This window comes from Enterobacter sp. RHBSTW-00175 (genome assembly GCF_013927005.1).
Classification (GTDB): domain Bacteria; phylum Pseudomonadota; class Gammaproteobacteria; order Enterobacterales; family Enterobacteriaceae; genus Enterobacter.
In genome coordinates this window covers 171198-196050 of sequence record NZ_CP055930.1, presented here as the reverse complement: position 1 = coordinate 196050, position 24853 = coordinate 171198, and the positions used below count along the sequence as shown (strand labels likewise).

The 24853-nt window shown below is 51.8% G+C and carries 19 protein-coding genes and 1 pseudogene; 13 read left to right on the top strand and 7 right to left on the bottom strand.

Annotation, left to right across the window (positions count from 1 at the left end; translation table 11 throughout):
- Positions 1–334: 334 nt before the first annotated feature.
- The 3 genes from udk (at position 335) to asmA (ending at position 3522) form a co-directional block, all read left to right on the top strand.
- Positions 335–976 carry a uridine kinase gene (gene udk / locus HV107_RS00950; RefSeq protein ID WP_182061701.1) on the top strand — a complete coding sequence of 214 codons (642 nt, stop codon included), beginning with the start codon at positions 335–337 and terminating at the stop codon, positions 974–976.
- A gap of 91 nt (positions 977–1067) precedes the next feature.
- Positions 1068–1649 (top strand): dCTP deaminase, encoded by a 582-nt coding sequence (gene dcd, locus HV107_RS00945; protein WP_182061700.1) that lies wholly within the window; start codon positions 1068–1070, stop codon positions 1647–1649.
- A gap of 22 nt (positions 1650–1671) precedes the next feature.
- The gene (gene asmA, locus HV107_RS00940; RefSeq protein WP_182061699.1) at positions 1672–3522 is read left to right on the top strand and encodes an outer membrane assembly protein AsmA; all 1851 of its coding nucleotides are present in this window, start codon (positions 1672–1674) and stop codon (positions 3520–3522) included.
- Positions 3523–3767: 245 nt separating this feature from the next.
- On the opposite strand, the gene HV107_RS00935 is transcribed toward asmA, so the two are convergent.
- From HV107_RS00935 to HV107_RS00895, 7 genes and pseudogenes are all read right to left on the bottom strand, one after another.
- Positions 3768–4616: a tetratricopeptide repeat protein gene (locus HV107_RS00935; RefSeq protein WP_409050290.1), complete on the bottom strand. Its 849-nt coding sequence runs from the start codon at positions 4614–4616 to the stop codon at positions 3768–3770.
- Positions 4617–4883: 267 nt separating this feature from the next.
- Positions 4884–5081 carry a hypothetical protein gene (locus HV107_RS27150; RefSeq protein WP_259349668.1) on the bottom strand — a complete coding sequence of 66 codons (198 nt, stop codon included), beginning with the start codon at positions 5079–5081 and terminating at the stop codon, positions 4884–4886.
- A gap of 102 nt (positions 5082–5183) precedes the next feature.
- A pseudogene (locus HV107_RS27490) lies at positions 5184–5375 on the bottom strand (RHS repeat-associated core domain-containing protein); the annotation flags it as partial.
- Positions 5376–5457: 82 nt separating this feature from the next.
- Positions 5458–5793, bottom strand: coding sequence for a DUF3887 domain-containing protein (locus HV107_RS00910; protein WP_220458424.1), 336 nt, complete (start codon positions 5791–5793; stop codon positions 5458–5460).
- Positions 5794–5923: 130 nt separating this feature from the next.
- On the bottom strand, positions 5924–10120 hold the full coding sequence (locus HV107_RS00905; protein ID WP_182061696.1) for an RHS repeat-associated core domain-containing protein: 4197 nt from the start codon (positions 10118–10120) through the stop codon (positions 5924–5926).
- An 89-nt stretch (positions 10121–10209) separates the two neighbouring features.
- Entirely contained in the window at positions 10210–12285 is a 2076-nt protein-coding gene (locus tag HV107_RS00900; RefSeq protein ID WP_182061695.1) for a type VI secretion system Vgr family protein, read from the bottom strand.
- 237 nt (positions 12286–12522) lie between these two features.
- On the bottom strand, positions 12523–14106 hold the full coding sequence (locus HV107_RS00895) for a TerC family protein (RefSeq protein ID WP_182061694.1): 1584 nt from the start codon (positions 14104–14106) through the stop codon (positions 12523–12525).
- Between the two features lie 684 nt (positions 14107–14790).
- On the opposite strand from HV107_RS00895, the gene HV107_RS00890 reads away from it, so the two are divergent.
- The 10 genes from HV107_RS00890 (at position 14791) to gmd (ending at position 24851) form a co-directional block, all read left to right on the top strand.
- The gene (locus tag HV107_RS00890) at positions 14791–15930 is read left to right on the top strand and encodes a polysaccharide export protein (protein WP_182061693.1); all 1140 of its coding nucleotides are present in this window, start codon (positions 14791–14793) and stop codon (positions 15928–15930) included.
- Between the two features lie 6 nt (positions 15931–15936).
- Positions 15937–16380 carry a low molecular weight protein-tyrosine-phosphatase Wzb gene (gene wzb / locus HV107_RS00885; protein ID WP_182061692.1) on the top strand — a complete coding sequence of 148 codons (444 nt, stop codon included), beginning with the start codon at positions 15937–15939 and terminating at the stop codon, positions 16378–16380.
- Between the two features lie 2 nt (positions 16381–16382).
- Positions 16383–18545 (top strand): tyrosine-protein kinase Wzc, encoded by a 2163-nt coding sequence (gene wzc / locus HV107_RS00880; protein ID WP_182061691.1) that lies wholly within the window; start codon positions 16383–16385, stop codon positions 18543–18545.
- Positions 18546–18633: 88 nt separating this feature from the next.
- Positions 18634–19476, top strand: a complete 843-nt coding sequence (wcaA, locus tag HV107_RS00875; RefSeq protein ID WP_014070940.1) for a colanic acid biosynthesis glycosyltransferase WcaA — start codon at positions 18634–18636, stop codon at positions 19474–19476.
- On the top strand, positions 19476–19967 hold the full coding sequence (gene wcaB / locus HV107_RS00870) for a colanic acid biosynthesis acetyltransferase WcaB (protein ID WP_182061690.1): 492 nt from the start codon (positions 19476–19478) through the stop codon (positions 19965–19967). The genes wcaA and wcaB overlap by 1 nt, the downstream gene beginning before the upstream one ends.
- Positions 19964–21181, top strand: a complete 1218-nt coding sequence (gene wcaC, locus HV107_RS00865) for a colanic acid biosynthesis glycosyltransferase WcaC (protein ID WP_182061689.1) — start codon at positions 19964–19966, stop codon at positions 21179–21181. The genes wcaB and wcaC overlap by 4 nt, the downstream gene beginning before the upstream one ends.
- Entirely contained in the window at positions 21156–22376 is a 1221-nt protein-coding gene (gene wcaD / locus HV107_RS00860; protein WP_182061688.1) for a colanic acid polymerase WcaD, read from the top strand. Before wcaC ends, wcaD begins: the two co-directional genes overlap by 26 nt.
- 16 nt (positions 22377–22392) lie before the next feature.
- Entirely contained in the window at positions 22393–23139 is a 747-nt protein-coding gene (gene wcaE / locus HV107_RS00855; RefSeq protein ID WP_182061687.1) for a colanic acid biosynthesis glycosyltransferase WcaE, read from the top strand.
- Between the two features lie 15 nt (positions 23140–23154).
- Positions 23155–23709 carry a colanic acid biosynthesis acetyltransferase WcaF gene (gene wcaF / locus HV107_RS00850; protein ID WP_182061686.1) on the top strand — a complete coding sequence of 185 codons (555 nt, stop codon included), beginning with the start codon at positions 23155–23157 and terminating at the stop codon, positions 23707–23709.
- Between the two features lie 20 nt (positions 23710–23729).
- A complete protein-coding gene (gene gmd, locus HV107_RS00845; protein WP_182061685.1) occupies positions 23730–24851 on the top strand; it encodes a GDP-mannose 4,6-dehydratase in 1122 nt (373 codons plus the stop codon).
- The last annotated feature ends 2 nt before the right edge of the window (positions 24852–24853 follow it).

Here is a 24853-nt window from a genome sequence, read left to right as displayed (position 1 = left end):
ATCCAGGGACGCGAGGCCGTCCGGAAACAGGTCCAGACGAATGAATTTATGAATTTCGTTTATGCTAGTACAAACAATTTACAATTCATATGGCGACTGCTCATAATTTGACATCATAGACTTATTAAATAGTTACTCTGCAAAAAAATCTTGTTAAACGACGAAAAAATGGTCATTTAAATTTCGTTAAGGGAGTGAAAAGTCACTTTTGAGGCTGTCTCGCATAACCTGTGTATTCGACTGGTATCACGCCCACGAAATCCCTATAATTGCCGCGTTTGACGCTCCGGCGTCGTCCTTCCTTAACATCCAGGTTAATCAGGTCGCTAAATTTATGACTGATAAGTCTCATCAGTGCGTCATTATCGGCATCGCCGGCGCATCGGCTTCAGGTAAAAGTCTTATTGCCAGTACGCTTTATCGCGAACTGCGAGATCAAGTTGGTGATGAGCACATCGGTGTCATTCCCGAAGATAGCTATTATAAAGATCAATCGCATCTCTCGATGGAAGAGCGCGTTAAAACCAACTATGACCATCCGAATGCAATGGATCACAGCCTGCTGTTCCAGCATTTAGAAGCGCTTAAAAGCGGCCAGGCGATCGAACTGCCTGTTTACAGCTATGTTGAGCATACCCGTACCAAAGAAACGGTACGTATTGAACCGAAAAAGGTCATTATCCTTGAGGGCATTCTGTTACTGACGGATGCTCGCCTGCGTGAATCAATGAACTTCTCTATCTTTGTTGATACCCCGCTGGATATCTGCCTGATGCGTCGTATCAAGCGTGACGTTAACGAACGTGGCCGTTCGATGGATTCCGTTATGGCGCAATACCAGAAAACCGTCCGTCCGATGTTCCTGCAATTTATCGAACCGTCCAAGCAATACGCCGATATCATCGTGCCTCGCGGCGGTAAAAACCGTATCGCCATTGATATCTTAAAAGCGAAAATCAGCCAGTTTTTTGAATAAACCGCGCGAATTGTGTACCGTTCAGAGATAACCTGGTTTGCCCTGAAGCCTGACAGGCTTCAGGCATTGATGCACGAAAGGAGAAAGTGCCATGCGTCTTTGTGACCAAGATATAGAAGCCTGGCTGGATGAAGGCCGCCTGTCTATTACTCCTCGTCCGCCTGTGGAGCGAATCAACGGTGTGACCGTTGATGTGCGTCTGGGGAATAAATTCCGTACGTTCAGTGGTCATACTGCGCCATTTATCGACCTCAGCGGGCCGAAAGATGAAGTCAGCGCTGCGCTTGACCGCGTAATGAGTGATGAAATTGTACTTGAAGAAGGTGACGCGTTTTACCTTCATCCGGGCGAGCTCGCCCTGGCAGTCACCTTTGAGTCCGTCACGCTTCCGGCTGACCTGGTTGGCTGGCTGGATGGCCGTTCCTCTCTGGCGCGTCTGGGGCTGATGGTACACGTGACCGCACACCGTATCGATCCGGGCTGGTCTGGTCGTATTGTGCTGGAGTTTTTCAATGCTGGTAAACTGCCGCTGGCACTGCGTCCTGGTATGATGATTGGGGCGCTGAGCTTCGAGCCGCTGTCCGGCCCGGCAGCGCGTCCTTACAATCGCCGTCAGGATGCTAAATACCGCGATCAGCAGGGTGCCGTCGCCAGCCGTATCGATAAAGACTGATTGTTAGTCCACTGAGGATGCCATGAGAAGAGTTCTGACAACGCTGATGATTTTGCTGGTGGTGCTGGTAGCTGGCCTTTCGGCGTTGGTTCTGCTGGTTAACCCAAATGATTTTCGCGCCTACATGGTGCGTCAGGTCGAGGTGCGCAGCGGATATCAACTGAAGCTTGATGGGCCGCTGCGCTGGCACGTCTGGCCGCAGCTCAGCATCCTCTCTGGTCGCATGTCGTTAACGGCGCCTGGGGCGTCAGCGCCGCTGGTGTCGGCAGATAACATGCGTCTTGATGTCGCTCTGATCCCGCTCTTTTCGCATCAGCTCCAGGTCAACCAGGTGATGCTCAAAGGTGCGGTGATCCAGCTTACACCGCAAACCGAAGCGGTCCGTACATCCGATGCGCCGGTTGCGCCGCGTGAAAATACCTTACCGGATGCGCCGTCTGATACTGGCTGGTCGTTCGATATTGGCAGTCTGAAAGTGGCCGACAGCGTCCTCGTGTTTCAGCATGAAGATGATGAACAGGTCACCGTGCGCAATATCAGCCTGAAGATGGAGCAGGATGCAAACCACCAGGCAGCCATTGAATTCTCCGGGCGTGTCAATCGCGATCAGCGGGATCTGACGGTGTCTCTGGACGCAAACGTCAACGCCGCAGATTATCCGCATCAGCTGACGGCGGATATCCAGCAGCTTAACTGGCAGCTCACGGGCGCAGACCTGCCGACACAAGGTATTACCGGGCAGGGCACATTACAGGCGGTCTGGCGTGAAGAGCTTAAACAGCTTGAGCTGGATAATCTTAATTTGCAGGCCAATGACAGCAACCTGAAAGGGCAGGCGAGCGTCACGCTTGCTGAAAAACCGAAGTGGGTGTTCAACCTGCAATTCGATAAGCTCAATCTGGAAAATCTGCTCGCGGCCCCTTCGCCGGATGCCGCCAGCGCTGATGCACCGCAGAACGGTCAGAGCCAGGTGAAGCAGCCGCGTCCTGTTATCTCGTCGAATCTTGACCAGCCTGATTACAACGGGTTGCGTGGCTTTACCGCCGATGTCTTGCTCAAGGCTAACAGCGTGCGCTGGCGTGGTATCGACTTCACTGACGTCAGCAGCCAGATGTTCAACCATAATGGCCTGCTGGTTATCTCTGAACTCAGTGGCAAAATGGGCGCAGGGCACCTTTCATTACCCGGCACTCTGGACGTACGCAACGACAACCCGACGGCAGAATTCCAGCCGCGTCTCGAAAATGTTGAAATTGGCACCATCCTTAAAGCCTTCAATTACCCGATCTCACTGACCGGACAGATGACGCTGGCGGGGGATTTCTCCGGCACCAGGATTGATGCTGATGCTTTCCGCCGCGAATGGCAGGGGCAGGCGCATCTTGACCTGAAAGACACCCGCATGGAAGGGCTGAACTTCCAGCAACTGGTGCAGCAGGCGGTTGAACGCAGCAGTGATGTGAAAGCTAAAGAGAACTACGACAGCGCAACGCGTCTTGACGCATTTACCACGGACCTGACGCTGGACAACGGACAGCTTTCGCTGGATAGCATGGAAGGGACATCATCCTTACTGTCTTTGACCGGTGCCGGTTCGCTCGACCTGGTGAAAGAGACGGCGGATACGCGTTTTAAAGTGCGTGTGTTATCCGGCTGGGAAGGCGAAAGCAAGCTGATCGACTTCCTGAAAGAAACGCCGATCCCGCTGAACGTGTACGGTAAATGGCAGGCGCTGAACTACAGCCTTCAGGTGGATCAAGTGCTACGTAAGCATTTGCAGGATGAAGCGAAGCGTCGACTGAACGACTGGGCGGATCGTAATAAGGATTCGCAAAGCGGGAAGGACGTGAAGAAGCTGTTAGATAAGCTTTGATGTCTGTTGTGCCGGGTGGCAGATTTGCCTTACCCGGCCTGCAGGGGACCAGATGCCTTGTTAGCCAGATATAAAATTCTCAATCGCACAGGGACCAGCATTCTACCTGATGGTTTGTACGTAATAGTCTGCTAGCCTTCACCTAGTTCCCTTCCTGGTTGATTGCATGAAGGAACAGCCATAATTGCGATGGCTAAACCATGGTGTCATAGTCGTAGCCTGGCTCAGGTCCATTCGCTCCAATACTAGGGATATCTACATTCTGTTTGAGATTTGTAGGTATCATTTTCAATTGGTGAGGAACGATATTTTTGACTGTACTCTGTTGCCATTTTTTTTGCATCGATGAGTTCTTTATTGCTCATTTTTCTGGTGAGCCAGTTAAGTTCACTTTCAGCGTTTTTCGAGCCATTAATTGATGCAATATAATACCAGGCGTATGATTTTTTGTAATCAATGGGCGCTTCGCCATCATTTTCCATATAAAATGAAGCAAGGTTCATTTGGGCCTGAACATACCCCTGACATGCTGATGCTTCAACTAGTTGTAAAGCTTTATCCTGATCGCCAGGATGTCGTCCCAACCCTCTGCCATAAAAAGCTCCCAGTGAATTTCTTGCACTCATAGAGCCGAGATTAACTGCTTTCAGATACCAATCTTCGGCTCTTTTATTATCGGTTGGGATACCAGTTCCATCACTATATATATTCCACAAGTTATTCATTGCTGCAGTGTTGTTATATTTTGCTGCCTTTGTATACCACTCGATAGCTTTATTGGTGTCCATCGGTACACCTTGCCCATTTATATACATATTGCCAAGAACAACCTGTGATCTTATAATGTTTTGCTCGGCTGCTTTGTGATACCATTCGACTGCTTTTTGATAATTCAGGGTTACTCCTCTGCCATGTCTGTATGCATTGCCAATATTAAACTGTGCGATTCCATATCCTTGTTTTGCTGACTCACTGTAAAGAGCAAATGATTTCTCATAGCTTTTGTTTACACCTTGCCCAGATTCATAGCAAAAGCCTAGTTCAGAAAGTGCAGATGGCTTACCTTGTTTAGCTTGTTTTTCGAGTTCTTTAATATTCTGGCAGTTAAGTAAGTTATCTGTTTTTTTTATCTTCGTGAGTTGATTTATAATTCGTATTAATGAAGTGATACATTATCAGTATAACTACTGTGATGCCGAAGACCACTAGATACAACGGAGTGTGTTTTTTCATTATATGGCTCTTATATATGGTTCACTGCTTTTGGCTATAAGAAGATAAGCTATCGATAAGAAAATCTGATGTTTTTTCTTGAAAAAAACCAGAGTTTTTATTTAAAAAAGCTTTTGTGCATGTCAAAGTTAAATTTTTATATCAGTTTCTTTCTCAACAATCAGAGCACTAGCTACATCATTGACACAGGCTGCACCTCTTTCCACAACTTCGATTGATGAGGCGGTTCCAAGCTCTAAAGCACTCATGCTAATAAGAGGGGCACCTACGCTTACCCCAAATACAAACTCAGATAATGGATTATAAACATTATGCATTGTTTCCATATTATGTCTGACATTTACTGCATCTCCTGGAGATAGATGAGTCACCGCTGAATTTATAGCGCCGCAGTAATCAGCGTACCCTTTACCAAAGGATCCAATCCCCTGTAAGCCTAATGGGTCTGTGTTTGTAACCGGATTTAAAGGGTATTGATATAAATGCCATCCTCCCTTCAGCCCTATCGGATCCTGCGTAATATATCGTCCCTGTTTTGGGTCGTAATACCGGTGACGGTTATAATATAGCCCCGTCTCTTCATCGTACTGCTGCCCTGGCAGGCGGATGAGCTGTAGCAGTCACGTCACTTCTGGATTATATTCACGTATTGTATGCATTTTCTGAACACTGTAGCTAATCCTAATCTAATTAGAAACCTTTTTATTGCCTTATTACTTCACCTTTTTTTCCTCCATCATCAATAAAATATGTTCCCAATTGCAATTCATTCTTTTTATCTTTTCGAATGAATTGAAACTCTTCAATTAATGAATAATTTTCATATGTAGAGCGATATGTAAGTATAACAATATTTGAATTTATAACATTGCTTACCATTAACGTTGAACTGACAAAGTCGCCTAGCACTTCTTTCTTTCTTTTCATTAATAAGAAAAAATTATTTTCTGGAGTGAGTTTTTTAAAATCATCTGTTCCAGTGTTGTAGATTTTAAAAAAGTCTCCGTTGTTGTAATTTTCCTGGATTATGTTAACCATGATTTTTGCTGACGTTCTGACATCTTTATCACTTTTAATTAATTTATTTTTCAGTGTTGAACTGAAAAATGTAAAAATGACGATTGTCAACATTAATGAAAGTATGAATTTTTTCTTGATCTTCATATTGTTATAAAATTATCTCAGATAAACATCTAGAAAGTTGTGAACATGTTAGTTCGCCAGCGTAAATGCCAACTCCTGGGCCAATGCTTAGTGTTCCAGAATAATTATCACTCGTGTCTTTTGCTCCTGAAGCTGATAATTTTCCTAGTACTCCTCCCGAATACAACATTCCTTTTGATTTTGTTTCCCCGGGAGAGAGTCCACTACCTGAGACTGTTCCAGAAAGTGATAGCCCTGCGGCGTAGCCTATTCCGCTATGCTCACATAACGTATAATATACACATATATCTTGATTACGAGATGTTTCATTATTTGTTCCAATCGCTATACCTATAGCAAAGCTACCTCCACTAAAAGCATCTAATGCCCCACTAACATCAAGTGAAAGAGAGCCTGATGGAGGAAAATATGTTGGTCCATTGGCAGCGTCTATTGCTAGTGCTGCTTCATGGTGTGATATTTTACTTTCCGATGCTGCATTCACTGCGGAACCTGACCATTTTCCAAATTCACTGCTAAATGCCATCAAACCCAAAGAGTCTATTTTAGATACAGGATTTAAAGGGTATTGATATAAATTCCATCCACCCTTCAGCCCTATCGGATCCTGCGTAATATATCGTCCCTGTTTTGGGTCGTAATACCGGTGACGGTTATAATATAGCCCCGTCTCTTCATCGTACTGCTGCCCCGGCAGGCGGATGAGCTGCGCCAGATTATGCGGGTTATTTTCACGGAGAACATTTCCCCACTCATCATATTCCGCTTCCCATTCAATGGTCCCGTCATGGCTGAACAGCGCCAGCGGCTGGCCCCGGTGGTCACAGTGGTACAGATGCATTTTTCTCTGCGGCGTATATTCCGGTTCTATCTGGTTTTGTATCTGCTCCGGCATCAGTCCGCACTGTGCCAGCCACGCCCGGTTAGCTTCGCTGAGTTCCCCGCGCTGTAACTCCGCTTCCAGATTATCCACCATTGCCACCAGTTCCGGCGGGAAGGTTACGTTCGCCTCCTGCTGAAATTTCTCCGCCAGCGTGCGGCGTGCCGCTTTCGTCAGTTCAGCACACTGTGTTTCCACCCGGACTAGCGGTGTGAAGCTGCCCGGCATATATATGGTCTGGATGCGCTGAGTTTCTGCCTGGGTAGTGGTCAGTCTGTCGCCGTCCCAGCCGTACCACGTCACCTCCGGAGTATTACACTCTTCTCCTACCCATACACGTTTACCGAGGCGGCGCCCCAGCGGGTCACAGACATAACGACTTTCCAGTAACACTGTGCCCTGCTGTTCACAACGGTAATGTACTAGGCGGTGCTGGTTATCGTAGCGATAGTGGTGATTGTGGCTACCGCCATCGCGGATGCTGCGCTCATCTTTTTCAGTCAGCCTGCCGTGTTCGTCATGATGGTAAAAGAACTCTGCGTCTTCACTGATGCGGTTACCTCGCCACAGCACGGGCAGTGACGGATATTGTTCCCGGGCAGCCACCCGGTTGCCCGCCGGATCGGTCAGGAAGTCTTCGGTGGTGTCCGCGGGAATGAGATGCACCCGGCTCAGCCGTCCGGCGGCATCATACTGGTAATGGTGCTGCTGAAGGGGACTGCTGATGCGAACCAGCTGTCCGTTGTCGCTGTAAGCGTAGTCCCGGTTCAGTGCCGGCAGGTTCAGCATGTGGCGCTGTAACTGCCCGGCAGGGCTGTATGCAGTGGTCTGTTCGTAAGTCCCGTACGTGCGCTGAGTCTCCCGGTGTAGCCTGTCGCGGGTGAAATCGACCAGAGGCGTGTCGCCGAGTTTCAGCCCGGCAATATAGCCGGAACCGTAGGTGAGCCATTCCACCGGTGAGAGACTGTCGGGGGTGGTCCGGGTTAACAGCCCCCTTGAATAATCGCGACCGGTGACATGTTGCCACAACAGCGCCCCCGTTTCGGGATGCTGCACCGTCTGGCGCTCAAGAGTTATCCGACCCTGTTTATCGTACTCATACTGCACGGCGACGCGGTACCCGTCACTGAGGTGGCTGATTTCAGTCAGCCAGCCACGTTCGTTGTACTGGGACTGCTCCGCCTCTGAACCGTTCACGGTTCTGTGCGTCAGGCGGTCTGAGCCATCGTAGTGCCACAGGGTGACGAGACGTTCATCCTCGCTGCGGACAGGCTTCCCGGTGACGCTATAGTGATAACGCTGCGTTCTGCCGTCAAAGCCCGTTTCCTGTGTCAGCCTGTCCAGCAGGTCGTAATCAAAGGTGGTACTGGCCCCGTTCTCATTAATAAGCCGGATGATACGCCCGGCAGCGTCGTATTTCATCCGCCGGGTCAGGCCACCTTCAGTGGTGCTGAGCGGATGTCCGGCCGCATCGTACTCTGTGGTTTGCCTGCTGCCATCGGGGTGAGTCACGGCCGTGAGGTCGCCCGCCAGGCTGAACTCATAGCGAGTTTCATGGTCCTGTGCATTTTTCTGGCGGATAAGCCTGCCCCGTTCATCGTAAGCGCGGTACTGACTGAGACCTTCTTCCTGATGAGAGGCGGTCATCTGCCCGAACCGGTTATATTCATACCGGGTCTGATAGCCGGAACAGTCGGTCAGGGTCAGCAACTGCCCGTATCGGCTCCAGGTCATGTGCTTTTTGCTGCCGGTGTCATCTTCAACCGCAGAGGGCATGTCACTGTGCGGGTCATCATAAAAATAACGGGTGATATCTCCGCTGCGGGACTTTTCCTGCATCAGTCTTCCGGAACCGTCGTATTTCTGTTCGCTCTCCCGCCCGTCAGGCCAGACTGTGGATATTAATTGTCTCTGGTTGCTGTAATAAAATTGCGTGGTTCTTCCATCGGGACTCACAATGGTATCCACGTTGCCGGACCCCACATTCAGCCGGTATTCGGTCTTGTGTCCGGCAGCATCAGTCATCATCACCATGCGTCCCGCGTGGTCAAATTCCCGTGAAACCTTACTGCCGTCGGCCTTTTCTTCCCGGACGATCCGCTTTAATCCGCCTTCGCCTTCGGTGTGCAGCACCTCGCGGCGGTTCAGACTGTCGGTAATGACGACGGCATGTTTTTTATATTCGTAGCGATAGTTCAGGCCAGCCGGGTTGTGTTGCTCCACCACCTGACCGGAGGCGTCATAGCTGTAGGTGGTCTGCGGGCGTCCTGCGTGCTGGTGCGCGGTCATACGTCCGGGGTGAGTCTCGTCATAGATGAAACTGCGCACCTGTGTGCCAGAGCGGTCATACACCGCCGACAACTCGCCTCGTGGGGTGTACGTATAGCGGGCCAGGGGTAACGCCGGGAGATTATCCGGGTATTCCGGGTCGTGCGTCAGCCACACTGCTTCAAGGCGAATACCGTTGTCTTCGCCGTAGCCGGATAATGGTATTTTCTGCGGATAGTCCGGTGTGCTGACACCGGAAGAGTCCATCTGTTTATGCGCTGTTGCCGCCCTCTGTGACTGTGAGGTCAGCGCCAGCCGGAAACGCCTTCCTGCGCCATCGGTAACGGCGGTGATGTTGCCGGTAAATATCCCGTCCAGGTCGCGGTGAAACGCCAGCGCGTGACCGAAGCAGTCGGCCAGCCCGGTCAGTATCCGGTACGGTGGCAGCGGGGCGGGTAAGGGCTCCCCGGCTTCCGGTATGCGTTCAGGCCAGCCGAGTATCCACCACGGTCCCCGCGCGCTGTTTGTCGCCAGGTAAAGGTGCTGACTCAGGCGCAGGTCTTCCGGCAGGGTCTGCCACAGTACATGCAGCGTATTACTCTCATGCAGTCTGGCCACGCCGCCACGCGCCAGCCAGAGGGACTCACTTCGGCTGAAGGCAGTCTCCCCGGGCAGCAGCGGTTCAAAGTGAATGCTGCGCCCGCCATTGTCGTTGAGGATTAGCTCTTCATCGCGTATCTGTAAGCGGATATCGAAAGGGGCTTTCCAGCCGGGGCCGAGGATGCCCACCGGCGCGGGCGTTCTGGTTTGATAACTGCTGTAAGAGCGGGAAAAAATAAACGGCAGCGGCCCCGGCAGGGCGATATCGGTTTCACTGGGCTGCACTTTGGCTCCCAGCAGCGGATTCACCGGGTTGCCGGAAGTTCTGCCACCGGGGCAGACCGAGCAGGCCACTCCGGTGGGGGCTCCTATCATCACGCCCAGAGAGCCCTGCACAATCGGACCGCCGTACTTCGTCATATCCCCCATTCGGGCTGCCGGTTTTCCGCTCATTTTTCAGTTCCTTCTGTTACTTTTGTTCCGGTGTTTTGGGTCAGGTAAACAGCATTTGCTGTTTGTCTCATTGCGGGTTATGGCTTTTATTACTCAGATGCTTTGGGTGGACTCTGGCTGACACCGCAGTTCCAGTTAACTACCGGCCCGTCGCCGCTGATGGTCTGCGCACCCTGAAGGTTTATCGCCGTACCGTTCAGGAAGATGCTGCCATCCTGCGTCAGCACCAGCCGGGCCTGGCCGCAAACCAGCTCAAGGTGTTCCCCGGCGCTGTAGACTGCCACTTTTCCGGTGTTTTCCCTGCGGGTTTTGCCCACCGAGAAGGTGACGTTCTCTCCCACGCTGACGTCATACCCTTTACCAACCAGAAGGGATTTCTGAAGACCAACCTGCGAGGACTGCATCAGCGCCACGGAGGTATTCATAACCCCGCCCACGATGGTCTGGTATGCGACACCGACTGACAGTGCGCGGACAATACCCACAGTTTCTGCCTGATTCAGCCCTACGCTGACAGACTGGTTCTGTCCGATGATTTCCTGCTGGTTCTGCACTACCGTCTGCATCTGATTCTTTTTGACAGTAATCACCTGGTTATTGCCGACAGTTTCCGTATGGTCCACTTTCACATCAGTGGTGCGGTTGTTCAGTACCTCGGTGTCCATGTTCTTCTGCGCGTGGATATACACCTGCTCCTGGTCTGTCGCATCCTCGAAGCGCAGTTCGTTAAATCCGCTGCCCCTGTAGGTTTTCGAGCGGATGGTCATCTGCGTTTTGGTTCCCGGGAGACTGCCCGGCGAGCGGTTGTCCTGATGATAAGTGCGGCCCATGATAATGGGCTGGTCCGGGTCACCGTTGAGGAAGTCGACTATCACCTCCTGACCCACGCGCGGGATGGCGAGGTTGCCGAAGCCGGTTCCGGCCCATGCCTGGGATACCCGTATCCAGCAGGAGCTGTCCTCGTTTCCCGGGCAGTAGCGGTCCCAGTGAAAACGCACCCGGACCCGGCCGTGCTCGTCACAGAAGATTTCCTCACCTTTCGGACCGGTGACGATGGCGCTCTGCGGACCATCGACAGCGGGTTTGGGTGGCGGGAAGGGACGCCAGGTCCGGTCTGCCGGGATGACGTTAACCGTGTTTCTGAGCGTGGTGCCTTCCCCCTGGCTGCCGTGCAGGGCCTGAGGCTGTTCGCCCTTCAGGACACAGCCCGTGACCTGCCATTCCCGGTTGAGGGCCGGGGAAGGGTGGCCGGTCAGGGTGAAACGTTTTCCGGGCCACAGTTTCGGGGAGTTCGTGACGCAGGTCGCTGCCTCAGCATCACGGCGGTAACCTCCGGCCCGGTAGCGGGCAAAGTCCTGACCGTGCTGCACATCCTTGAAGCGTCCCGGGTAATCGAAGATTTCATACTGGCTGCGCTGGCCGTTCAGGTTTTCGGCGTGGTGGCTGAAGTAACCGGGCCAGCCGGGGGTTTTAAAGGTGTAATCCTGGTTTTCCACTGATGAAGGGCGTATCTGCGCCCGGTAGCGGAACTCACTGATGCATTCCGTGGAGGGTTCGCGGATATTGGGGTTAAAGGGCAGGGAGCCCAGGGAGGAGAGACCGGCGACATCATCACAGAGAACGAGTTTCTGTCCGGGACCGGTCGGGTGGAGCCAGTCGAAGAAGAAAATGCCCTCTTCGGCCCAGAGGCGACTGAGAAAGCTGAGGTCGGTCTCCCCGTACTGTACACAGAACTCCCGTGCCGGATGGGCTTCATAAAAGGACGGCACCCAGTCAGTGACACCGTTTTCAGTGAGCAGGGTGGAGGAGATGGCCTGGATATCCTGCTGCTGAAAGATACGGAAATTCTGACGCAGGCCGCAGCGCCAGAGCGGGGAAGAAAGCGTCAGATGATAGTTCATCTGCCAGTGGTTGTTTTCCCGTGTTTCCACTCCGGTGATGATGCCGTGAAGGTAGCGCTGTGGAACGGAGCCCTGCCAGAGGGTGAGTGTGGCGTTCTTTTCGAGGAAATCCGGTCCGGAGAGGCCGGTCTGGTCCCCGGCGATATCGACACGGAGTAAAAAGGGGATGGAGAGATTCTGGCAGAGGGTGAAGCTGACGACGGCGGTTGCGGTTTCCGGCAGCCCCTCCACATCCAGCGTAAAGCGCAGTCCCTTCAGTGACATAATGGCTTCTCCGTAATTTAAGCAGGGAAAACCTTAGCGCTGAATGTGATGGGGCAACAGTGATAATCCGGATAAAGCCTAAAACCAGGAATTTATAAAGGAATGTATAAACTCCATTTATAATTTTTTGTAAGTAATTAATAAATATGATAATGGAGCGATGGGTGGGTAAATGGAATTTATCCCCCGAAAATGAATACCGGGGGACGGAGGTGCACCTTGCTATCACTGATAAAACTACACCTCAAAATCCAGTTCGTCCTCACTGCGCAGCGGTATCAGCTGCACTTTCTGCACGCGATGGCTCTCAACCTGTAGCGTTTTAATCAGGTAATCACCCACCTGCACCTCTTCGCCTGGCTGCGGAATACGTTGCAGATACTCCATCAGCAGGCCCGCGATGGTGTGGTATTCGCGCTTTTCATCCAGCGGCAACGGAACATACTGCACCAGGTCTTCCAGCGGCATATGGCCGTTGGCCGTCCAGGAGCCGTCCGGGTTTTTCTGAATATCATGGCGGGCGTCAATTTCATCAACCTCATTCGGCAGATTACCGGCGATGGTTTCCATCACGTCACTGAGGGTGACCAGCCCTTCAACCGAGCCAAACTCATCCACCACAAAGGCAAAGTGAGTGCGGGCATTACGGAACTGCTCCAGTGCAGAGAGCAACTGCAACGTCTCCGGGAACACCAGCGGCTGGCGCACCAGGGCGCGTAAATCGAGCGTCTCACCGCGCAGCTGTTGCTGGAGAAGGTCGATAACGTGCACCACGCCAAGTAAGTCTTCTTCCTCTTCACCCCCCGTGACCACTACGCGGGTATGCTGGTTTTTGTCCAGCAGGGCGCGAATCTGATCCTCCGGTGCCGTCAGGTCGATATGCTCGATATCATGGCGGGAGGTCATGATACTGCTGACCGATCGCTGATTGAGGTTGAGCACGCGCTCAATCATCAGCCGCTCCTGCGGATTAAAAATCTGGTTATCGTTGTGGTCGGCAAGCAGAGAAGCGGACTCCGCATCAAGCTCGGCATCCTCTTTTTGCCCGCTGAGCAGGCGCATAACCGTGTCGGCGGTGCGCTGGCGCAGGGTCTGGTTGGCAGACAGAAAGCGACGACGGTTGAAAATGGCCAGCTGGTTAAGTGACTCGATGATCACCGAGAAGCCGATTGCGGCGTACAGGTATCCTTTCGGAATGTGGAACCCAAAACCGTCGGCGACCAGGCTAAAACCAATCATCAGCAGGAAGCTGAGACACAGGATAACAATTGTCGGATGGCTGTTCACAAACCGTGTGAGCGCTTTGCTTGCCATCACCATCAGGGTAATAGCAATAATCACCGCTGCCATCATCACGGCCAGATGGTCCACCATGCCAACCGCGGTAATCACGGAGTCCAGCGAGAAGACCGCATCCAGCACCACGATTTGCGTCACGACGGGCCAGAACTTTGCGCCCCGGCGCTGGGTCGGGTTTTCGCTGTCTTTGCCTTCGAGCCGTTCGTTGAGTTCGACCGTTGCCTTAAACAGCAGGAACAACCCACCGAACAGCATGATCAGATCGCGGGCGCTGAAACTCAGGCCGTGAAAGGCGATCAGCGGTTTCGTGAGCGTCACCAGCCAGGAGATAGAGGCCAGCAGCAGTAAACGCATCACCATCGCCAGCAGTAAGCCCGTTACGCGCGCGCGGTCGCGCTGTGAAGGGGGCAGTTTTTCGGCGAGGATGGCGATAAAGACCAGATTATCAATCCCGAGCACTAATTCGATGACCACCAGAGTGACCAGCCCGGCCCAGATTGATGGATCGGCAATCCATTCCATAGTAATAGCAATACCTTCTGTTATATGACCAATGTCACACTTCGATCATGGATAAAGCTGGGCTAAATTGCAATGACGGCCTGGGATTTATCTCAATAGCCGGTTGAATGCTGCGCGGGAAAATAGCCTTATTATTTTCATGTTAAATATCGTTTTATCTGATAATGAATAAAAATAAGAAATATCGCAGGGAGTGGTTTTTAATTTAATTATGTCAATATAAAGAAAATCCTAAAAGGTGAAAAATTTGCTCTTAATATTATTCTTAAAAAACCATTTCCGGGCGGTTGTTACCTTGCCTGCTATTACGTTAGCTGCAACAATTCCTCCAGTATCAAATTTCTTGTTGCTATTACCATGCTTACGGAATGGTGAGAGATTCATTATCAAAGCGGCCTTAATTGCGCCTGATATATTTTCATCTCAACCGAATCAAAGAGGGTTTTTATCCATAACATATTGTTTAGACAGTACATTGGTAACTGAAAGCCAAGGGCGGTAGCGTGCCTGAAAGCGTGTGAATCGGCCCCGATTATTCTGTCAATAGCCAATGGATGAATAAGCTTTTTTTAGGACTGATGCCAGTTATATTTCTATTTTATTAACTGCATTCTGAGTGTCGTTTCAATCCGCGCTTATTTAAATTGCACAGGATAATTACTCTGCCAAAGTGATAAATAATCAATGATGAAATCCAAAATGAAATTGATGCCATTATTGGTGTCTGTGACCTTGATGAGTGGTTGTACGGTTTTCCCCGGCAGCAATATGTCAACCATGGGAAAGGATGTGATCAAACAGCAGGATGCTGATTTCGACCTCGACAGGATGGTGAATGTTTATCCACTGACACCGCGTCTGGTGGAACAATTACGTCCACGGCCAAACGTGGCCCAGCCAAATACATCGCTGGACCAGGAGATTGCCGCCTACCAGTACCGTGTCGGGCCAGGGGATGTGATTAACGTGACCGTCTGGGATCACCCGGAGCTGACCACGCCAGCAGGCCAGTACCGCAGCTCCAGCGATACCGGAAACTGGGTGCAGCCGGACGGGACCATGTTCTATCCCTACATCGGTAAAGTCCACGTGGTGGGCAAAACCCTTGCCGAAATTCGTAGTGATATTACCGGCCGCTTAGCGCAGTACATCGCTGACCCGCAGGTGGACGTTAATATCGCCGCATTCCGCTCGCAAAAGGCCTATGTCTCCGGGCAGGTGAATAAATCGGGTCAGCAGGCCATCAGCAACGTGCCGCTGACGGTGCTGGATGCCGTCAACGCCGCAGGCGGCCTGACCGATGCGGCAGACTGGCGCAATGTGGTGCTGACTCACAATGGCCAGGAGCAGCGCATTTCCCTTCAGGCGCTGATGCAAAACGGCGACCTGAGCCAGAACCGTCTGCTCTATCCGGGTGACATTCTGTACGTTCCGCGCAATGACGATCTGAAAGTGTTCGTGATGGGCGAAGTGAAAAAACAGAGCACGCTCAAAATGGACTTCAGCGGCATGACCCTGACCGAAGCGCTGGGGAATGCAGAAGGCATCGATCTTACCTCGTCTAACGCCAGCGGTATTTTCGTCATCCGTCCGCTGAAAGGTGAGGGCAGTGCGAAAGGTAAGATTGCCAACATTTACCAGCTGGATATGTCCGACGCGACCTCCCTGGTGATGGCAACCGAATTCCGCCTCCAGCCGTACGATGTGGTGTATGTCACGACCGCACCGGTTGCCCGCTGGAACCGCCTGATCAACCAGTTGCTGCCAACCATCAGTGGCGTTCGCTACATGACGGATACGGCGCGCGACATCCATACCTGGTAATCCGCGATGTTTAACAAAATTCTGGTGGTGTGCGTGGGGAACATTTGCCGTTCCCCAACGGCCGAGCGGTTGTTGAAAAACTATCAACCCGCTCTCACGGTCGACTCCGCGGGGCTTGGGGCGCTGGTGGGTAAAGGTGCCGACGAGCGTGCAGCGAACGTGGCGTTGGATCATAACCTCTCTTTAGACGGGCACTGTGCCCGTCAGGTCTCCGGTCGCATGTGCCGTGAATATGACCTGATCCTGACGATGGAAAAACGCCACATTCATGCCCTGTGTGAAATCGCACCTGAAATGCGAGGCAAAGTGATGCTCTTTGGTCACTGGGACAATGAACGCGAAATTCCCGATCCGTATCGCAAGAGCCGAGAGGCATTTGAGGCGGTTTATACCTTACTTGACCAGTCTGCCCGTCAGTGGGCGCAGGCACTGAAAGCTCAGCAGGGATAACAATGACAGAAAAAACAAAACCTTCTGCCGCCCCGATATCGGGCAGTGATGAAATCGATATTGGCCGTCTGGTTGGCACGATTGTAGAGGCGAAATGGTGGGTTCTGGGCATAACTGCCGTGTTTGCCGCGGCGGCCATTGTTTACACTCTGTTCGCCACGCCAATCTACAGCGCCGATGCGCTGGTGCAGATTGAACAAAATACCGGTAACTCACTGGTGCAGGATATTGGCTCTGCGCTGGCGAACAAACCGCCGGCATCCGATGCCGAAATTCAGCTGATCCAGTCGCGTATGGTGCTGGGAAAAACGGTTGACGATCTGAATCTGGATATTGCCGTCACCAAAAACTCCTTCCCGGTATTCGGTGCGGGATGGGACAGGCTGATGGGGCGCCAGAACGACACGGTAAACGTGACCACCTTTACCCTGCCAAAAGGCGGTGCCGATCAAACCTTCACGCTGACCGTGCTTGGGCCAAAGCAGTACCAGCTTACCAGCGACGGTGGTTTTAGCGCGCGCGGTGAAGTGGGACAGATGCTGAGCAAAAATGGCGTCAGCATGATGGTAAGTGCCATTCAGGCGGCTGAGGGCAGCGAGTTTACCGTCTCGAAATTCTCCATGCTGGGGATGATCAACAACCTGCAAAACAACCTTAGCGTCACCGAAAACGGCAAAGACACCGGCGTGTTGAGCCTCAGCTTTACCGGTGAAGATAAGGATCAGATCCGCGATATCCTTAACAGCATCACCCGCAACTACCTCGAGCAGAATATTGCGCGTAAATCGGAAGAGGCGGCCAAAAGCCTGGCTTTCCTGGCAAAACAACTGCCGGAAGTGCGTCAGCGTCTGGACGTAGCCGAAGAGAAGCTCAACAGCTATCGCCAGAAGAAAGACTCGGTGGACCTGCCGCTGGAAGCGAAGTCGGTACTGGATTCGATGGTGAATATCGATGCCCAACTGAACGAGCTGACCTTTAAAGAAGCGGAGATCTCCAAGCTCTACACCAAACGTCACCCGGCGTACCGCACCTTGCTGGAAAAACGCCAGGCGCTGGAAGATGAAAAAGCCAATCTCAACAAGCGTGTGAACTCCATGCCGGAAACCCAGCAGGAGATCGTTCGTCTGACCCGTGATGTGGAATCTGGCCAGCAGGTTTACATGCAACTGCTGAACAAGCAGCAGGAGCTGAAAATCACCGAAGCCAGTACCGTGGGCGATGTGCGCATTGTTGACTCCGCCATCACGCAGCCCGGCGTGCTGAAACCGAAAAAAGCGCTGATTATTCTGGGCAGCATTATTCTCGGCCTGATGCTTTCCGTGATGGGTGTGCTGTTGCGCTCGCTGTTTAACCGCGGTATCGAAAGCCCGCAGGTGCTGGAAGAGAATGGCATCAGCGTTTACGCCAGTATTCCGCTGTCGGAATGGCAGAAATCGCGTGATAGCGTCAAAACGGTTAAAGGCGTTAAGCGCTATAAGCAGAGCCAGTTGCTGGCGGTGGGCAACCCAACTGACCTTGCCATCGAGGCGGTTCGTAGCCTGCGCACCAGCCTGCACTTCGCCATGATGCAGGCCAAAAATAACGTGCTGATGATGACCGGGGTGAGCCCGTCAATCGGTAAGACGTTTGTCTGCGCCAACCTGGCGGCCGTGGTGAGCCAGACCAATAAACGCGTTCTGCTGATCGACTGCGACATGCGTAAAGGCTACACCCACGAACTGCTGGGCACCAATAACGTCAACGGCCTGTCCGAGATCCTGCTTGGTAAAGGGGAGATTGAACAGTGCGCCAAACCGACCTCAATCCCGAATTTCCATCTTGTTCCACGTGGCCAGGTTCCGCCAAATCCGTCTGAACTGCTGATGAGCGAACGCTTCAGCCAGCTGGTGGAGTGGGCGAGCAAACACTACGACCTGGTGTTGATTGATACCCCACCAATTCTGGCCGTAACCGATGCTGCCATTGTGGGTCGCCATGCGGGCACCACGCTGATGGTGGCGCGCTATGCGGTGAATACCCTGAAGGAAGTGGAAACCAGTCTGGGCCGCTTTGAGCAGAACGGTATCGATGTGAAAGGGGTGATCCTGAACTCTATCTTCCGTCGCGCGAGCAGTTATCAGGATTACGGCTACTACGAGTACGAATATAAATCTGACAGTAAATAAAGCCCCTCACCCAGACGGTGCGGGATATAACGACATGTTGCCTTTCACCCTCTCCCCAAAGGGAGAGGGCTGGGGTGAGGGGAATACCATGACCACACAACGCCCTTTGATTTCTATTTATATGCCGACATGGAATCGTCAGCAGTTGGCGATCCGCGCAATTAAGTCGGTCCTGCGTCAGGACTACGATAACTGGGAACTGCTCATTGTTGATGACTGTTCCTCTTCATACGAACAACTGCAAAAGTTCGTGACTGACCTCAATGACCCACGGGTGATGTACACGCATAACGCCATCAACTCCGGGGCGTGTGCGGTACGTAACCAGGCGATATTGCAGGCGCAAGGGCAGTATCTGACCGGGATTGACGACGATGACGAATGGACGCCCAACCGTCTGTCGACCTTCCTGTCGCACCAGCATCAGCTGGTTACACATGCGTTTCTGTATGCCAACGACTATGTTTGCCAGGGCGAAGTCTATTCGCAGCCAGCGAGTCTGCCGCTGTATCCGAAATCACCGTACTCCCGTCGTCTGTTTTACAAGCGCAATATCATTGGTAATCAGGTCTTCTCCTGGTCCTGGCGCTTCAAAGAAAACCTGTTCGATACCGAACTCAAGGCGGCGCAGGATTACGATATTTTCCTGCGCATGGTGGTGGAGTATGGCGAACCCTGGAAAGTGGAAGAAGCCACGCAAATCCTGCATATCAATCACGGGGAGATGCAAATCACCTCGTCGCCGAAGAAATTTTCCGGCTACTTCCACTTTTACCGCAAGCACAAAGACAAGTTCGACCGTGCCAGCCGTAAGTATCAGCTCTTTACCCTCTATCAGATCCGCAATAAGCGCATGAACTGGCGCACACTGCTGACGCTCTTTTCCGTGCGCAATACCAAGCGTCTGGCTGATGGACTTCGGGGGAAATAATGTTTCTGGAAGACTGCCGCGCGAACAGCTGGAGCCTGCGCCCTTGCTGCATGGTTCTGGCCTATCGCATCGCACATTTTTGCTCGGTATGGCGCAAAAAAAACGTGCTGAACAATATCTGGGCAGCACCGGTTCTGGTGCTGTACCGCATCATCACCGAATGCTTTTTTGGCTACGAAATTCAGGCAGCCGCCACCATTGGCCGCCGCTTCACCATCCACCACGGTTATGCCGTGGTGATCAATAAGTTTGTGGTCGCGGGTGATGACTTCACCATTCGCCACGCGGTGACCATTGGCAACCGTGGGCCGGCGAGCCTTACGTGCCCTGTCATCGGGAATAACGTCGAGCTGGGCGCCAATGTGGTGATCATTGGTGACATTACCGTGGGTAACAACGTAACCATTGGTGCCGGCAGCGTGGTGCTGGACAGCATTCCTGATAACGCGCTGGTGGTGGGCGAGAAAGCCCGCGTGAAGGTGATTAAATGAATATTCTGCAATTTAACGTTCGTCTGGCTGAGGGCGGGGCGGCAGGCGTGGCGCTGGATCTTCACCAGCGCGCGCTGGAAAAAGGATTACAGTCGCGTTTCATCTACGGCTATGGCAAAGGCGGCAAAGAAAGTGTCAGCCACGATGACTACCCGCAGGTGGTGAAACAGACCCCGCGCGTGACTTCCATCGCCAACATTGCACTTTTCCGTCTGTTTAACCGCGATCTGTTTGGCAATCTGAACAACCTGTACCGCACGGTAACGCGCTCGGCCGGGCCCGTGGTGCTGCATTTTCATGTGCTGCATAGCTACTGGCTGAATCTGGAAGAGGTTGTGGCCTTTTGCGAAAAAGTGAAAGCACATAAACCAGACACCACTTTTGTCTGGACGCTGCATGACCACTGGAGCGTGACCGGACGCTGCGCCTTTACCGACGGTTGCGAAGGCTGGAAAACGCACTGCCAGAAGTGCCCAACGCTGACCAACTATCCACCGGTAAAAGTGGACCGGGCGCATCAACTGGTGGCGGGAAAACGCCAGCTGTTTCGCGAGATGCTCGCGCTAGGCTGCACGTTTATCTCCCCCAGCCAGCATGTGGCCGATGCCTTCAACAGCCTGTACGGGGCAGGGCGCTGCAAAATCATCAATAACGGGATCGACGTGGCAACCGAAGCAATCCTGGCGGAGCTGAAACCCGTGGCGCACACCGCAGGCAAACCGAAAATTGCCGTGGTGGCACACGATCTGCGTTACGACGGCAAAACCAATCAACAGCTGGTGCGCGACATCATGGCGCTCGGCGACAAGATAGAGCTGCATACCTTCGGTAAGTTTTCCCCGTTTGAAGGGGCGAACGTGATTAACCACGGATTCGAAACCGACAAGCGCAAGCTGATGAGCGCACTGAACGGCATGGATGCGCTGGTCTTTAGCTCCCGCGTGGATAACTACCCGTTGATCCTGTGCGAAGCGTTGTCGATTGGCGTGCCGGTGATTGCCACCCACAGCGATGCAGCGCGTGAAGTGCTGGAAAAATCTGGCGGCAAAACCTTCAGTGAAAATGAGGTGCTGCCGCTGGTGCAACTGCCAAAGCCCGCCGTCGCGCAGGCCGTTTTTGGCACTGACCTGGAATCGTTCCGCAACCGCAGCCGTAAGGCGTACAGTGGCCAACAGATGCTGGAGGAATATGTCTCGTTCTATCAGAATCTGTAGTTATCTGCTGCTGCCGCTGATCTACCTGCTGGTCAACGTCAAGATTGCCCAGCTCGGCGAAAGCTTCCCCATTACCATTGTGACGTTCCTGCCGGTCTTACTGCTGCTGTATGTCGAAAAAATCAGCCTGAAAAAGCTGATGATTGCCCTCGGCGTTGGATTTAGCCTGACGGCATTTAACTACATCTTTGGTCAGTCGCTGGATGCCAGTAAATACGTCACCTCGACCATGCTGTTTGTTTATATTGTCATTATTATTGGCATGGTCTGGAGTATTCGCTTTAAAACTATTTCACCGCACAATTATCGGAAAATCCTTAGGTTCTTTTATATTGCCGTTACGTTAATTGTCATGCTGGCTGCACTGGAAATGGCGCAAATTATTTTGACCGGTGGCAGTAGCCTGATGGAGATGATTTCGAAATATCTCATTTACAGTAACAGTTATGTACTGAACTTCATTAAGTTTGGCGGCAAGCGTACTACCGCACTCTATTTTGAGCCGGCATTTTTTGCTCTGGCGTTAATCTCAATTTGGCTCAGCATCAAACAGTTTGGTATCAAAACCCCCAAGACCGATGCTATGATTCTTGCAGGGATTGTTCTGTCGGGTTCTTTCTCAGGGGTAATGACATTTATATTGTTCTACCTGCTGGAATGGGCATTTCAGTATCTGAACAAGGATGCGATAAAGAAAAAACTGCCGCTGGCGATTATCTCCCTGACGGTGTTTTTAGTCGGCGTAATATTTGCATTCCCGTACATCTCAGAACGTCTGGGTGATTTGGGAACGGAAGGTTCGTCGTCCTATTATCGCATTATTGGGCCGCTGGTCATGGTGGGCTATTCATTAACCCATATTGATGGCGTAGTCAGATTTGGCTCACTTTACGAATATGTTGCATCATTCGGAATCTTTAACGGTGCAGATGTCGGTAAAACCATAGACAATGGTCTGTATCTGTTAATTATTTATTTTTCGTGGTTCGCCGTATTGTTGACGCTGTGGTATCTGTTTAAAGTTTTCAAAATGATGATTAACGCGTTTGGGGATAATCAGAACTTTCGCGTGCAGCTTTATCTTTTTACGCCAGTGTCGCTGTTCTTTACGGGGTCAATATTTAGCCCGGAATATGCTTTCTTGATTGTCTGTCCGTTTATTCTGCGCAAGGCACTCAATATTACGCGCGTATGACGAAATGAGGTGGTTTATGTTTCTTAGCGTGATTACTGTCGCCTTTCGCAATTACGAAGGCGTGGTAAAAACCTGGCGCTCGCTACGCAACCTGGCACGCGATCCAAGCCTCACTTTTGAATGGATTGTCGTGGATGGTGGCTCGAATGACGGTACGGCTGAGTTTTTGAAAAAACTCAACGGGGAGTTCAACTTACGTTACATCAGCGAGAAAGATAAAGGCATCTACGACGCCATGAATAAAGGCATCGACATGGCCCAGGGGTGCTATGCCATCTTTCTGAATTCCGGTGATGTGTTCCATGAAGATGTTGCGCTCTTTGCCCGTCAGCTGGCGCGGCAGAAAGAGGACGCCATGTATATTGGTGATGCGCTTCTGGACTTCGGCGATGACCATAAAGTTCTGCGTAGTGCAAAGCCAGGCTGGTATATCTACCACAGTTTACCGGCCAGCCATCAGGCTATTTTCTTCCCGACCGTGGGGCTGAAAAAACAGCCGTATGATTTGCAGTATAAAGTGTCATCAGATTATGCACTGGCAGCAAGTTTGTATAAGTCGGGTTACCCGTTTCGTCGAATTAAAGGCACGGTGTCTGAATTTTCGATGGGTGGTGTGTCAACTTCGAATAATCTGGAATTGTGCCAGGATGCAAAAAACGTACAGCGCAATATATTGCGAATGCCGGGGCCACTGGCGGAATTATCTTATTTATTGCGTCTGAAAACGACGGGTAAAACGAAAGCCTTATATAACAAAGCCTGAATATAAGGAAGCGTAATGCAGGAACTCAGTGGGTTCTCCGTGCCGAAAGGTTTTCGGGGCGGGAACGGTATTAAGGTGCAGTTATGGTGGGCGGTGCAGGCCACATTATTTGCCTGGTCACCGCAAATACTGTATCGCTGGCGCGCATTTTTATTACGCTTGTTCGGTGCAAAAATCGGAAAAAACGTAGTCATTCGCCCGTCAGTCAAAATTACTTATCCGTGGAAATTAACGCTCGGTGATTACGCCTGGGTGGGTGATGACGCGGTGTTATATAGCCTGGGTGACATCACCATTGGCGCAAATTCAGTGGTATCACAGAAGTGTTATTTGTGTACCGGTAGTCACGATTTTATGAGTCAGCATTTTGATATTACCGCTTCGCCTATTGTGATTGGTGAAAAATGCTGGCTGGCGACAGATGTGTTTGTCGCACCGGGTGTTTCTGTTGGTGATGGTACCGTTATTGGTGCCCGCAGCAGCGTTTTTAAATCGCTTCCGGCAAATAAAGTTTGCCGTGGCAATCCCGCAGTGGTGATACGCGAACGCGTAGAAACTGAAAAACTTTGATAAGTACAGAGGAAATTAATATGTCTAAAGTCGCTCTCATCACCGGCGTTACCGGACAGGATGGTTCTTACCTGGCAGAATTGCTGCTGGAGAAAGGTTATGAAGTACACGGTATTAAACGTCGTGCCTCTTCGTTCAACACCGAGCGTGTGGACCATATCTATCAGGATCCTCATGCGAAAAACCCGAAATTCCATCTGCACTACGGCGACCTGACGGATACCTCCAACCTGACCCGTATTCTGCAAGAAGTGCAGCCGGATGAAGTCTACAACCTGGGTGCGATGAGCCACGTGGCCGTGTCGTTTGAATCCCCGGAATATACCGCTGACGTTGATGCCATGGGTACGCTGCGTCTGCTGGAGGCGATCCGCTTCCTCGGTCTTGAGAAGAAAACCCGTTTCTACCAGGCGTCTACCTCTGAGCTGTATGGCCTGGTGCAGGAAATCCCGCAAAAAGAAACCACCCCGTTCTACCCACGCTCCCCATATGCGGTAGCCAAACTGTACGCCTACTGGATCACCGTAAACTACCGCGAATCCTACGGCATGTATGCGTGTAACGGCATTCTGTTCAACCACGAATCCCCGCGCCGTGGTGAAACCTTCGTGACCCGTAAAATTACCCGCGCGATCGCCAACATTGCACAGGGTCTGGAGTCTTGCCTGCACCTGGGCAACATGGATTCCCTGCGTGACTGGGGCCATGCCAAAGACTACGTGAAAATGCAGTGGATGATGCTGCAACAGGACAAGCCAGAAGACTTCGTTATTGCGACCGGCGTGCAGTATTCCGTGCGTCGTTTCGTTGAAATGGCTGCGGCACAACTGGGTATCAAACTGCGTTTCGAAGGCACTGGCGTTGACGAGAAAGGCATCGTGGTTTCCGTGACAGGCCATGATGCACCGGGCGTGAAACCGGGTGATGTGATTGTTCAGGTTGACCCGCGTTACTTCCGTCCTGCTGAGGTAGAAACCCTGCTGGGCGATCCAACCAAAGCGCACGAAGTGCTGGGCTGGAAACCGGAGACCACTCTTCAGGAGATGGTATCTGAAATGGTAGCCAAAGACCTTGAAGCGGCGAAGAAACACTCACTGCTGAAGTCCCACGGCTACGAGGTTGCCATCGCGCTGGAGTCCTGAGA